Annotated in this window: 11 protein-coding genes; 6 read left to right on the top strand and 5 right to left on the bottom strand. The window is 65.9% G+C overall.

The window, feature by feature from the left end; all coding sequences use genetic code 11:
• Positions 1–60: 60 nt before the first annotated feature.
• The 4 genes from AC5RVY_RS07125 to AC5RVY_RS07110 form a co-directional block, all read right to left on the bottom strand.
• Positions 61–2151 (bottom strand): PTS fructose transporter subunit IIABC, encoded by a 2091-nt coding sequence (locus AC5RVY_RS07125; RefSeq protein WP_493954004.1) that lies wholly within the window; start codon positions 2149–2151, stop codon positions 61–63.
• Positions 2152–2153: 2 nt separating this feature from the next.
• Positions 2154–3194 carry a 1-phosphofructokinase family hexose kinase gene (locus AC5RVY_RS07120; RefSeq protein WP_493954003.1) on the bottom strand — a complete coding sequence of 347 codons (1041 nt, stop codon included), beginning with the start codon at positions 3192–3194 and terminating at the stop codon, positions 2154–2156.
• Positions 3191–3997, bottom strand: a complete 807-nt coding sequence (locus AC5RVY_RS07115; protein WP_493954002.1) for a DeoR/GlpR family DNA-binding transcription regulator — start codon at positions 3995–3997, stop codon at positions 3191–3193. Before AC5RVY_RS07115 ends, AC5RVY_RS07120 begins: the two co-directional genes overlap by 4 nt.
• 288 nt (positions 3998–4285) lie before the next feature.
• Positions 4286–4543, bottom strand: a complete 258-nt coding sequence (locus AC5RVY_RS07110) for a DUF6458 family protein (protein ID WP_142043120.1) — start codon at positions 4541–4543, stop codon at positions 4286–4288.
• Positions 4544–4754: 211 nt separating this feature from the next.
• Between AC5RVY_RS07110 and AC5RVY_RS07105 the strand changes: the two genes are divergently transcribed.
• From AC5RVY_RS07105 to AC5RVY_RS07085, 5 genes are all read left to right on the top strand, one after another.
• A complete protein-coding gene (locus AC5RVY_RS07105) occupies positions 4755–5384 on the top strand; it encodes an alpha/beta hydrolase (protein WP_493954001.1) in 630 nt (209 codons plus the stop codon).
• A gap of 408 nt (positions 5385–5792) precedes the next feature.
• Complete coding sequence (locus AC5RVY_RS07100; RefSeq protein WP_493954000.1) at positions 5793–6542, top strand: HAD family hydrolase; 750 nt, start codon at positions 5793–5795, stop codon at positions 6540–6542.
• Positions 6543–6677: 135 nt separating this feature from the next.
• A complete protein-coding gene (locus AC5RVY_RS07095; RefSeq protein ID WP_493953999.1) occupies positions 6678–9044 on the top strand; it encodes a glycoside hydrolase family 65 protein in 2367 nt (788 codons plus the stop codon).
• 181 nt (positions 9045–9225) lie between these two features.
• Complete coding sequence (locus AC5RVY_RS07090) at positions 9226–10032, top strand: hypothetical protein (protein WP_493953998.1); 807 nt, start codon at positions 9226–9228, stop codon at positions 10030–10032.
• Complete coding sequence (locus tag AC5RVY_RS07085; RefSeq protein WP_493953997.1) at positions 10016–10765, top strand: LamB/YcsF family protein; 750 nt, start codon at positions 10016–10018, stop codon at positions 10763–10765. The genes AC5RVY_RS07090 and AC5RVY_RS07085 overlap by 17 nt, the downstream gene beginning before the upstream one ends.
• Before the next feature lie 6 nt (positions 10766–10771).
• Here the strand turns inward: AC5RVY_RS07085 and AC5RVY_RS07080 are convergent, their stop codons facing one another.
• Entirely contained in the window at positions 10772–12118 is a 1347-nt protein-coding gene (locus tag AC5RVY_RS07080) for a DUF445 domain-containing protein (protein ID WP_493953996.1), read from the bottom strand.
• 48 nt (positions 12119–12166) lie between these two features.
• Between AC5RVY_RS07080 and AC5RVY_RS07075 the strand changes: the two genes are divergently transcribed.
• Complete coding sequence (locus AC5RVY_RS07075) at positions 12167–13066, top strand: glycerophosphodiester phosphodiesterase (protein WP_493953995.1); 900 nt, start codon at positions 12167–12169, stop codon at positions 13064–13066.
• The last annotated feature ends 3 nt before the right edge of the window (positions 13067–13069 follow it).

The raw sequence follows: 13069 nt of genomic DNA, 5'->3' as shown, positions 1-13069 counted from the left end.
GCTCCTTTGGCTTCCCGGCGGGCTGGTTATTGCCGGGTAGAGGTAATGGGTGAGGCAGGGTCAGACGGTTGCTGGAACGGTTTCCACGGTAGCAGCGGTCTTCGGGGCTGCCCAGCGCTTGAGGGCCACCACGGCCAGGGCGCTGACGATGGTTCCGGCGATGATCGACAGGACGAACATCAGCAGGTTGCCGATCGCGAAGAACACGAAGATGCCGCCGTGGGGTGCCTGCGACGTGACGTTGAATGCCATGCACAGTGCGCCGGTTAGGGCGCCGCCAACCATGCTGGCGGGGATGACGCGCAGCGGATCGGCTGCGGCGAACGGGATGGCGCCTTCGGAGATGAAGGATGCACCCAGCAGCCAGGCGGCCTTGCCGTTCTCGCGCTCGGCCAGGCTGAAGAGCTTCTTGTCCAGGACGGTGGCCAGGGCCATGGCAAGCGGGGGCACCATGCCGGCGGCCATAACGGTGGCCATGATCTGCCACGGTGCCTGGTTCGTGGCGCTGCCGGCACTCAGTCCTGCCACCGCGAAGGCGTAGGCCACCTTGTTCACGGGTCCGCCGAGGTCGAAGCACATCATGAGGCCCAGGATGATGCCCAGGACGACGGCGGAGGCGCCGGTCATGCCGGTGAGCCAGCCGTTGAGCGCATTGGTGAGGCCGGCGATGGGTCCGCCGAGCACCAGGAACATCAGGCCGGAGGCAACGATCGAAGCGAGCAGTGGGATGATCACCACGGGCATCAGGCCGCGCAGCCAGCGCGGTACCTGCCAGGTGCCGATGAGGTGCGCGATGTAGCCGGCCAGCAGGCCGCCCACGATGCCGCCGAGGAAGCCGGCACCCATGAATCCGGAGACGGCGCCGGCAACGAAGCCGGGGGCGATGCCGGGGCGGTCGGCGATGGCGTAAGCAATGTAGCCTGCCAGCGCCGGGACCAGGAAGCCCATGGACAGGGCGCCGATCTTGAACAGGACTGCGCCCAGGTAAATGGCCAGGCCGCCTTCGGGGAGGTTCCCGAAGTTGTTGGCGAGGACCACCTTGTCTGCCACGGAGGTGATGTTGTAACCGCCCAGGAGGAAGCCCAAAGCGATCAGCAGGCCGCCGCCGGCAACGAACGGAATCATGTAGCTGACGCCGGTGAGCAGTGCGCGCTTCAGCTTCTGGCCGATGTGCTCGCCCTTTTCGGCCTCGGCCCGTTCGGCCTGCTCCTCGGCACCAAAGTGCGGAACCCGGCGGGCGTGGGGATCGGTGGCGGCAGCGAGCGCTTCCTGGACCATCTTCGCGGGCTCGTCGATGCCGCGCTTGACCGGGGCGTTGATGACGGGCTTGCCGGCAAAGCGTTCCTTGCCGCGCACGTCCACGTCCACGGCGAAGATGACGGCGTCCGCGGCGGCGATGACGGCGGGGTCCAGCGGCTTGGCACCGGAGGAACCCTGGGTTTCAACCTGGAGGTCGACGCCCATTTCCTGGGCTGCGGCCACCAGCGAATCTGCGGCCATGTAGGTGTGGGCGATGCCGGTGGGGCACGCGGTCACGGCGACGATGCGCTTGGGGCCACCACCATTTCCGGCGGCCGGTCCGCCGGCAGTTCGGCCGGCTACAGCGGATGCGCCGGACTGGCCGGCAGCATTCAGGGTACCCGCGCCGACCCCTGCGGGGACGGCGTCCGCCGGGGCTGCAGCAGCGTGCGCGGCCGGCTTCTCAGCCAGGGCGCCGTCCACGAGTTCCACGATCTCCTCCTCGGAGGAGGCGTTTCGCAGGGCGGCAGTAAAGTCCTTCTTGATCAGGGACCGGGCGAGCTTGGACAGCAGCTTCAGGTGGGCCTGGTCGGCACCGTCCGGGGCTGCGATGAAGAAGATCAGGTCCGCGGGGCCATCCTTGGCACCGAAGTCCACCTTGGGCTCCAGGCGGGCCATGGCCAGGGTGGGCTCCGTGACGGCCGCAGAGCGGCAGTGCGGGATGGCGATCCCGCCGGGAATGCCTGTTGCGGTCTTCTGCTCGCGGGCGAAGGCGTCGGCGAAGAGGCCTTCAACTTCTGTTGCGCGTCCGGTGGCAGCTACTCTGCTTGCCAGGTGCCGGATCACCGTCTCGGGGGAGTTGCCCAGGTTCTGGTCGAGCTCGACCAGTTCCGTGGTGATGAGCTGGGTCACTGTCAATCCTTTCGAAGGGCCGTGATGGTTACGGCATCCGGGGTGGTTTGGTGGACTGCCGGGACGGTGGAACCCGGCAGGGAGGCGGCTGCGGCACCGTGGGCCACCGCCTGACGAAGGCAATCGGCCGGGGCGGCGCCCTGGCCTTGGGCGAGCAGGTAGCCGGCCAGGGCGGAATCGCCCGCACCGACAGTACTGACCGCGGCGACCGGCGGGTGCGTGGCCAGCCACGCGCCGTCGGCCGTTACCAGGACAGCTCCCTTGGATCCGAGAGTTGCCAGCACAGCACCCACACCGGAACGTACGACGGCGGCGGCTGCTGCTGCGGCTGCAGCAGGGTCCGCTTCCAGTTCGTCAGCGGTGGCCGGGGAAGTGAAACCGGCTGCGGCAGCCAGCTCCGCCAATTCTTCGGCGTTGGGTTTGAGGAGGTCCGGTATTCCCGAACCATGTGCCGCCCCGCCCGTGGAGAGGGCATCAGTGGACAGCGGGTCACTTGAGGACCCCACGTCCGACAGGGCGGCGGCTAGAGGGGCGCCGGAAGAGTCCACGGCGATCTGCGGGGCGGTGCCGTCTGCGGCGGAGCGCAGCCGGCGGGCCACCGTGGCGTAGAAATCGGCGGGGAATCCCGGGGGCAGCGAACCGGCCAGGACCACCCAGCTGGCCCCGCGGGAGCTTTCCACCAGCAGCTTGATCAGGGATTCCTGCTGGTCCGCGTCCAGCAGCGGGCCGGGTTCGTTGATCTTGGTGGTGATGCCGCCGGGCTCTGTGAGCGCAACGTTGGTGCGCAGCGGTTCATCGATGGGCAGGGAAACGAAGGGCACCCCGCTTTCCCGCAGGCCGGCGAGGACGGGATCGCTGTCGGCGCCCGGGAGGACTGCCAGGGATTCGAGGCCGGAAGCTACCAACGCGCGGGAAACGTTGACGCCCTTGCCGCCGGACTCCTGGCTGACGGAGACTGCGCGCTGCACTTCGCCGCGTTCGAGCGGGCCGGGGAGGGCCACGGTACGGTCCAGGCTCGGGTTGGCTGTGAAGGTGACGATCATGCGATCACCACGTCTACGCCGGCGTCCTCAAGGGCGGCCGCCAGCTCCGGGCCGGGTTCGCTGTCTGTAATCAAGGTGTCCAGATCTTTCAGGGAGGCGAACTGGACCAGGGTTTCCGTGTCCAGCTTGGAGGAATCGGCCAGCACCACGATGCGGCGGGCCGAACGGACGAAAGCTGCCTTGACGGCGGCTTCCTCGGGGTCCGGCGTGCTAAGGCCGAACGATGCATGGATGCCGTTGGTACCGATGAATGCGATGTCGGGCCGGATCCTGCCTGCGGCCTCCACGGTTGCCTGGCCCACGGCCACCTGCGTGAGTCCCCGGACCCGTCCGCCCAGGACATCGAGGGCAATTCCGGGAATGCTGGACAGCTTGCCGGCGATTGGCAACGCGTGGGTGATGGCCACCAGTTCTGCCGCGTGTCCTGTTCCGTCGGAAGGTTCCATGGCGGTGCGCCGGGAGAGCAGGTCCGCCAGCACTTCGGTGGTGGTTCCGCCGTCAATCAGGACGCTGCCAGGGGACGTGCGGGGAATAAGGGCCAGAGCCGCCTCTGCGATGCGGATCTTCTGGTCCGGACGTTGGATGGCACGCTCGGTGACGCTTTCCTCGGTGGTGCTGAACCGGTCCGCAGCTACAGCACCGCCGTGTACCCGCCGGACGGTGCCGGCGTTTTCGAGGGTGGCAAGGTCGCGCCGGACGGTTTCGGTGGTGATGCGGAAGCGCTCGGCCAGGTGGGTCACGCTGACCCGGCCGGTGCCGGCTACAAGCTCGGCAATCTGCTGCTGGCGCTCCTCGGCGAACACATACCCTCCGTTGCGTAAGGCTTACTGTCAGTGACTGGCATCACATGATGTTGAGTTACTTGACTTTATCTTTGCTTCTGTTGGTTTGTCAATGGAAACCCACATGAAACAAAATGCGAGGTGCTTACTCGCACTGTCAGCCGGATCGAGGCCCTCGCTGTGCAGCGGTTCCCGGCCGGGAGTCGGGGCAGTCGGGGCAAAGAAAAGCCGGGCCGGACCAAAGCGGTCCGGCCCGGCATCCTCGGGTTCACGGCGGGTCCTGCTGTCCCGGCTTTCTTTCAACCTTGGCTAGAGTCCGCCGTCCCGGCTTTCGTTCCTTGTGATGCGCTCTCCGGTGTTCGGGTCCACCACTGACCGGGATTCACTGATCCGGCGGCTGCGGCCCGGTGAGGCGAGGATCAGCGACGCGATGAGGCCGATCACGCCCACGGCCATCAGGATGTAGCCGATGAGTACCTGGTCAACGAAGGGGATCAGGCCTGGAGCAACCGCCCAGGCGAGGATGGCGCCGAGTGCGATGAGGAAGATGGAAGAACCGATTCTCATGTGCTGCTCCTTGCTGGTGGCGGATGGGGCGTTGTCATAGCCCGCGGCGGATGCTAAGTATGCTGTCCGTTATTCGTCACGCTACAGCGGGCAGGTGCCCTGTTCAATGGTTTTGGCCTGCCCCGGGCCGTTTCAAATGGGTAACACTTTCGGCTGCTGTTGGACGGCACGGCTCGAAGGGGCTGGCGTTCCTGCTGGCTAGGCTGATCCGATGGAAACTGTTGTGTGGTCCAAACCTGAGGCTGAACGGGCGGGCACTCCGCTGCTGGTCATGATGCATGGCTATGGCACCGATGAGTCCCGCATGGTCCGCCTCTTTGAGTATCTCCCGGCCGAATTTACCTGTGCGGCGTTGCGGGCCCCGATGGCCATTGGCGACCACTATGGCTGGTTCCTCCTGGACTACTTCCTGGCCAACGACTTCGCCGACGTGATCAAGGCAACCAATGCTGTCCAGACGTGGATTAACACCGCCAAGGTGCAGCACACCAGTGTCAGCCTGCTTGGCTACTCCCAAGGCATGGCCATGGCCAGCACGCTGCTGCGCCTGCATCCCAAGGACTACGCGGCGGTGGTAGGGCTGTCCGGCTTTGTACTCGAAAACGAGCTCCTGTCCCTCACTGAGTCCTTCGATGCCCCGCCGCCCTTCTTCTGGGGACGGGACAAGGCTGACCTGGTGATCAATGACGACGCGGTGGCCTACACCGAGGAATGGCTGCAAAAGAACACGCTCCTTACGGCCAGGACCTATCCGGGTATGGGCCATGCGATGTCAAAGACTGAAATGGTGGATGTCAGCGCCTTCCTCCGCCACTATGTGCTTCGCGGCAAGGAGTCCTAGCACTTTCCGAGTGCAGCAGCGAGACGTACGTCACAAAGAGGCTTGAAGAAAAAACAGTTGCCAGCCAAATTTGTAAGCGCTTACACTCTACTTCGGCCGCGATTGCGGTCCTGAGCTGGGCGGACAAGGAGGGCGGTGCAGTGCGGATGCTTCACGGGAGCAGGCTTGGCTGCGTCGCAGTCGGCTCCTGCGCCAGTGCGGGACCTCCGGCTGGCTTGTCCGGCAGCCCGCAACAGGCCCATGATGGTAGGGACAGATGGATCAGCAGGGCCCCCGCCGGGATAACGGCGCTGCACAGTTAACGCCGGCCGGCCCGTCGGCACTGCAGATGATCCGGGCACCGAAGCCACCACACTCCCAAATCCGCCTTCGAGGCTGCCCGCCGTCTGAAAGGACACCGCACCACGCATGAGTGAAAACACCGCAACGCACCATACAGTGAACAGCCTCACCGCCTGGACCGGCGCCTCTGCCATCCTTTTTGACCTGGACGGCGTGCTGACCCCCACCGCAACGGTTCACGAGCAGGCGTGGCAGGAGCTGTTCGAAAGCTACCTCTCCTCCCGGCCGGAGGTTGCGGGCTACAGCGAGAGCGACTACTTCGACCACATCGACGGCAAGCCGCGATTCGACGGCGTCCGTGACTTCCTGGCCTCGCGCGGGATCGTCCTTCCGGAAGGCCCCACCGATGACGACCCCGGCAACACCACCGTGCAGGGCCTGGGCAACCGCAAAAACCGGATCTTCAACCACATTGTCAGCACAGGTGTGGAACCTTTTGAGGGCTCGGTCCGCTTCCTGGAAGCCGTGCTGGACCGCGGACTGAAGGTCGCCGTCGTCTCCTCCTCCCGGAATGCCCCCGCAGTCCTGGAAGCAGCGGGCCTCCGCCGCCTCTTCCCGGTGGTTGTGGATGGCGTGGTGGCAGCCGGTGAAGGCCTGCCGGGCAAACCCAGCCCCGCCACCTACGAGTACGCCGCGCAATTGCTGGACCTTCCCAGTGAAGAATGCGTGGTGGTGGAGGACGCCGTTTCCGGTGTGCAGGCAGGACAGGCTGGCTCATTCCACTCTGTGATCGGGGTGGACCGCGGTGCCGGACGCCAAACCCTGCTGGATGCCGGAGCGACAGTGGTGGTCAACGACCTTGCCGAGCTCCTCTAGCAGGCCCGCACCCGGCCGCGTCCCCCATCCCGGCGCGCCAACTCAACGAATTACTTAAGTAAGCAGCACCCCAAGCTGCCGCGCCCGCGAGGGCAATGACAGCTGCCCCAGCACACGCCTAAGGACCCCAACACCATGGCTCTCATCACCGCAGACCGCGAGCGGTTTCCCAACACCCCCTGGCAACTCGTCGAAACACGCCACGAGCCGGGCGCTGAAGGGACACTGGAAACCCTTTTTGCCCTTGGCAACGGTCACCTCGGAATCCGCGGCGCCCACTGGGCGGCGGCAGATTCCGACCTGCCGGGCAGCTTCATCAACGGGTTGCATGAGATCTGGGACATCAAGCACGCCGAGAACGCCTTCGGCTTTGCCCGCACCGGCCAGCGCATCCTCTACATCCCCGACGCCAACAACTTCACCGTGGTCATCGACGGCGAGTCCCTCAGCCTGTCCGAATCCGAGGTGCTCGAGTACCGCCGTTCGGTGGATTTCGCCACCGGCGCCTATGAATGCCGGATTACGTGGCAATGCCGCTCCGGTGCCGTTGTCACCACCACGGAGCGCCGCGCCGTCGGTTTCGCTTCCCGAGGAGCCCTCGGCATTTCCCTGGAGGTGGCCACGGACCGCGAGATTTCCGTGGACGTGACTTCCGCGGTGATCAACCGCCAGGACCAGCCGGTGGAGGACCACTCGGTCCACGATCCCCGCAGGGCGGGCCGCCACGCCGGACGCGTTTTGCTGCCACTGCGCCTGGATGGCGGCGACGGCTCGCTCCGCCTGGCCTGGGAGGCGGCAGAATCCAAGCAGCGCGTGGGCGTTGCAGTGGACCACTGGACTTCTGCAGGCCACCAGCCGTTCGATACTCTCGTGGACCAGGACGAGAGCAGCGTCCGCTACGTGCTGGCAGTGAGCGCGGACGAGCCGTTCCGCCTCGAAAAGTCCGTCAGCTACTCCGCCGGCGCCGCCATCCAGGACCAGTCCGTTGACGCAGCAGCCGTAGCCGAAGAGGGACTGCGGCCCGTCGCCGATATCTTCGCCGAAAGTGAAGCGCACTACCGCGAGCACTGGGCTACGTCTGACATTGTGGTTGCCGGCGGCAAGCCGGAACTGCAGCAGGCCATCCGCTGGAACCTCTTCCAGCTTGCCCAGGCGACGGCCCGCGCGGACGTGGCCGGCATCCCCGCCAAGGGCGTCACAGGTTCGGGCTATGAAGGCCACTATTTCTGGGACCAGGAAGTTTACCTCCTGCCGTACCTGACCTACACCAACCCTGTAGGCGCGCGCCGGGTCCTGGAGTTCCGCCACGCCATCCTCCCGGAAGCCAAGATCCGGGCGAAGGAACTGAGCATGGAAGGCGCATTGTTCCCGTGGCGCACCATCAACGGGCTTGAGGCCAGTGCGTACTACGCCGCCGGTACCGCCCAGTTCCACATCGCCGCCGCCATTGCCTTCGCCACCAACCGGTTCGTCTGGGCCACGGGAGACATCGCATTCCGTGACGGCATTGGTGCAGAACTGCTGATTGAGACGGCCCGGATGTGGATTTCGCTGGGCTTCTTCGGCAAGGACGGCATGTTCCACATCCATGGCGTCACAGGGCCGGACGAATACACGGCGGTGGTCAACGACAACCTCTACACCAACGTGATGGCCCGCTTTAACCTGCGCGCCGCCGCTGCCCTGGAACACGCCGGCATCGAGCAGGAAGAGCGGCAACTGTGGGAGGCGGCGGCCAGCCGCATGCACCTGCCCTTCGACAAACGCATGGAGGTGTACTCGCAGGACAACGACTTCATGACCCTGGAGCCGTGGGACTGGACCACGCCCCGCTCCAAGTACCCCCTGCTCCTGCACTTCCACCCGCTGGTCATCTACCGCCACCAGGTCCTGAAGCAGGCGGACACCGTCCTGGCGATGTTCCTGCAGTGGCAGGATTTCACGGCCGAGGAAAAGCACCGGGCCTTCGACTTCTACGACCCCCTGACCACCGGCGATTCAACGCTTTCGGCCTGCGTCCAGGGGATTATGGCCGCCGAGGTGGGGTATTCCCGGGAGGCGCTGGAGCACTTCACCAACGCCGCGTTCATTGACCTGGACGATACCCACGGGAACACCATCGACGGCGTGCACATCGCCTCCACCGGCGGGGTGTGGAGTTCGCTGGTCTGCGGCTTCGCGGGGCTGCGGGACCAGGGCCCTGTTCCGTTCTTCGACCCGCGTCTTCCCGGCGAGTGGGAGGGGCTCACCTTCCACTTGAAGATCCGCGGACGCCTGCTGCTGGTTCAGCTCGATGCCGGGGCGATCACGCTGACCATGCAGGAAGGCGAAGCACTGGAGGTGAGCGTTCGAGGCCAGCTGTTCACCGTAGGCGCTGAGCCCGTCCAGGTACCCCTCGCGCCAGTCCGGGTTCCGGAACCCACCGTCTTCCCGAGCGGACATCCGACGGCGAGCATTCCGGTCGTGCGTGCCGCCAGCGACGCGCCGCTCCCGGCGGCCTAGTCTCCCCTCGCTGTCGTCCGTTCCACCTCGGGTGACCGGTCCAGCGGGTGGGCCGGTTCGTCGTCATGCGCGGGCAGGGGCAGGGGCTGCGGTGGCCTAGTATTAAGCAACCCTAGTAATAAGCACCCTTAGTATGAGGAAAGCCGCAACCACGCGGCCGTCGAGACCAACAGAGGTGACCATGGCCAGGCGCAGCAACCCGGCAGTACGAATCGCAACCGAAACCGCCCACAACGCAGTGTTCGATGCCGACGGCAAGCCGAAGCCGGGCGTCCACAACGCCCTCCTGCGGGCGGTGGAGATCCAGCGTCCGCTGGTGGTGGCGTACGTCCGCCGGTTGCAGAAGAAGCATCCGCGCGCCACCGCCGCCCAGCTGGCAGACATCCTGGAGCGCGACTACCTGCGTGCCGTCACAGGCGGCGGGGCCCTGGTAGGCGCAACCGCCGTCGTGCCCGGCGTCGGCACCGTGGCATCCCTGGGACTCTCCGCTGCGGCGACTGTCGGGTTCCTGGAAGCAACCGCACTCTACGCCACCTCCCTCGCCGAACTGCACGGCATCCGCCTCACGAACCCGGAGAAGGCCAGCACCATGGTGATGGCCATCATGCTGGGCGAGGAGGGGACAGCGCTGCTCGGAACGCTCAGCGGGCAGGCGGCCGGCAACGGCATGAACGCCACCAGGGCATGGGGCAACGTGCTGTCCAAATCCGTGTCCGTGCCCGGCTTCGGCTCGGTCCGCAACCGGATCCAGAAAGCTTTCCTCAAGAACCTCCTCAAACGGCAGGGCACTGCCCTGTTCGGCCGGGCGTTGCCGTTCGGCATCGGGGCGGTGATGGGTGGAGCCGGTAACCTCATGATGGGGCGGGCAGTGGTGGCCAACGCGAAGGAGGCGTTTGGTCCCATGCCGGATACCATCCCCGGCGAGCTGAATGCAGCCGCACCGGACCACCTGACGCTGGAAGGCAACACCTTTGGATCTCAACGCTGACCTCGGCGAATCGTTCGGCTCCTGGAGCATGGGTGACGACGCCGCGATGTTCCAGCTGGTCACCAGCGCCAACGTTGCCTGCGGTTTCCACGCCGGCGACCCCGTAACCATGCTGGACAGTTGCCGCGCCGCCTACGAGCTGGACGTAACGGTCGGTGCCCATGTGGGCTACCGCGACCTTGCCGGCTTCGGCCGCCGCTCCCTGGACATGTCCTTCGATGAACTGTTCGGCGACGTGCTGTACCAGCTGGGCGCGCTCGACGGCGTGGCGCACGCCGTGGGCGCCTCCGTGGATTACGTGAAGCCGCACGGTGCGCTGTACAACCGGCTGGTCCACGACGCTGACCAGGCCTCCGCGGTGGTTGCTGCCGTGAACTCCTACGATCCAGGGCTGCCCATCCTGGGCCTGCCTGGATCCGAGCTGTTGAAGCAGGCAAAGGAAGCCGGGCACCCGGTCTTCATCGAAGCCTTTGTGGACCGCGCCTACCAGGCTGACGGGACCTTGGTGCCGCGGTCGCAGGAAGGTGCTGTCCTGCACGACGTCGATGCAATCGTCGAGCGGGCCGTGCGCCTTGCCAGCAAGGGCGAAGTCCTGGCCGTCGACGGAACCCTGGTCCAGGTGCAGCCGGACTCCCTGTGCATCCACGGCGACACCCCGGGCGCGGTGGGGATGGCAGCAGCAGTCCGTGCCGGCTTGGAGGCCGCCGGCGTCGAACTGGAAGCCTTCGCCTGACGGCACTCAACCAAAGATCAGGTGCGCCACGGTAAAGATCGCCAGCCCGGCCAGGGAGCCCACCACTGTGCCGTTGATCCGGATGAACTGCAGATCCTTGCCCACCTGGAGTTCGATTTTTTGTGAGGTTTCCTCCGCATCCCACCGCGCCACCGTATCCGTGATCACCCCGGCGATATCCGAGCGGTAGGTCCTCACCAGGTAGCCGGCCGCGTCGCCGATCCAGGCGTTCACCTTCCCGGCGAGTTCGGGGTCGTTCACCAACCTGGAGCCGAAGTCGCGGACCGCAGCTTTGAACTTGATGGTCAGCTCGCTGCCCGGATCATCCACGGCATCCAACAGGGTCTTTTTCACGGTGCCCCACGTGCGGGAAGCCAGTTCGCGCACCTCGGGATCACCCAGGACCTGTGCCTTGATGTCCTCGGCGCGCGCGATCATCACGGGATCGTGCTGCAGGTCCTGGGCAAGGTCGTTCAGGTATTTGTCAATGGACTGCCGCACCTGGTGGTTGGGGTCCGCCTGAACGGCCCGCACGAATTTGTGGAACTCGATGTACACCTTGTCTCCCACGAGCCCGTCCACGAACTGGGGTACCCACGTGGGGGAACGCTCCGAGACCAGCCGGCTCACCGTCTCATGGTTTTCGCTGACCCAGTCCGCCGCCCGGTCCACCAGCAGGTCCACCAGCTTGTGGTGATGCCCGTCGTGGAAAATACGCTCGGCCAACTTGCCCACGGGAGGTCCCCACGGCGGAGCCAGCAGATGCTTGCGGACCATGCCTTCGATCACTGCCTGGACGTCGTCGTCGTTCAGGACCTTGAACACGCCGCGGATCACTGCGGCGCCTTCCTTGGCCACCCGGTCGGCGCCGCCGGGCGTGGCCAGCCACTCGCCTGCCCGGCGGGCGATGTTCACGCTCGCCAGTTTGTCCTGGACCACTTGCTCGGACAGGAAGTTTGTCTCCACGAACTCGCCCAGCGAGGCGCCGATCTGGTCCTTGCGGCGCGGAATGATCGCGGTGTGGGGGATTTTGATGCCCATGGGGTACTTGAAGAGCGCAGTGACGGCGAACCAGTCGGCCAGAGCACCTACCATGCCGCCCTCAGCCGCGGCACGCACGTACTGGAGCCACGGGTACTCCTTTTGCAGCGCGAACGCGAACACAAAAATCACGGCCATGGCAATCAGCAGCCCCAGCGCCACGAGCTTCATTTTCCTCAGCGCTGCCGCCTTTTCGGCGTCACCGGCAGCAAATTGATGGACGACGGCGGCACTTGCCATTGCCCCGGGCGGCGGGGAAGGCGCGGGCCTGGTGGGTGCTTCGCGGGTAGTTGGTTCAGAGTTCACCTGCATGTGCCAAGCCTAGTCCCGCGCCCGGGCGGGGTCGGCTACCGTGGCTGCATGACTACTGACGGGTCACTGCCGCAGAGGCCGCTGGTCTTCGCCCACCGCGGATCGAGCGCGGCGTTCGCCGAACACACCCGCGCAGCCTACCTGCAGGCGCTGGCGGACGGGGCGGACGGGGTGGAGTGCGATGTCCACCTGACCCGCGACCAGCACGTGGTCCTCCTGCACGACGCAAACCTGGACCGCACGTCTGACGGAACCGGGCCGGTGGCGGAGCGCACGCTGCATGAACTCCGCCGACTCGACTTCTCGTCCTGGAAGGGTGTCCGCATCCCCGAGATGTACGGGGCGCGGTCCGGGCAGTTCCTGACCCTTCCGGAGTTGCTGGAGATTCTTCGGGGTGCCGGCCGCCCCATGGGACTGGCCATTGAACTGAAGCATCCCAGCCCGTACCAGCTGAAGCTTGAGGACCGGGTCCTCGAGGTCCTGCGGGCCGAGGGTTGGGAGGCTGCCGGTTCTTCCGTGGATAACGTGTCAGTCACCTTCATGAGCTTCAGCCCTGAATCCGTCCGCCGGCTGTTGCGGTCCGTTCCGGCACAGTATGTCTGCCAACTGGTGGACGATGTGGACGTGCGGGAGCTGCGCGGGGAACTGGGCCTGGGACTGATCACCGGGGGAGCCATCGCCAACCTGATGAAAGCTGCCCAGCTTGAAGGGGAGCGGATCCTGGATGCCGGCGAAGCCGGGTTGGCAGGCCCCGGCATGGCTTATGTCCGCCGGCATCCGGACACCGTCCGTCGGTGGATGGACCTGGGCAGGCGCTTCCGGGTGTGGACCGTGGACACGGACCAGGATGTGGCACTCTGCCAAGACCTGGGCATCCACGAGATCACCACCAACGTGCCTGCCCGCGTGCTGGGGCAGCTGCACGCGGCGTCGCCGCAGGGAAGGTAGGAA

The organism is Arthrobacter sp. Ha26, assembly GCF_059091705.1.
The sequence above is the reverse complement of the archived record's forward strand: the minus strand, read 5'-3'. Positions and strand labels throughout refer to the sequence as shown.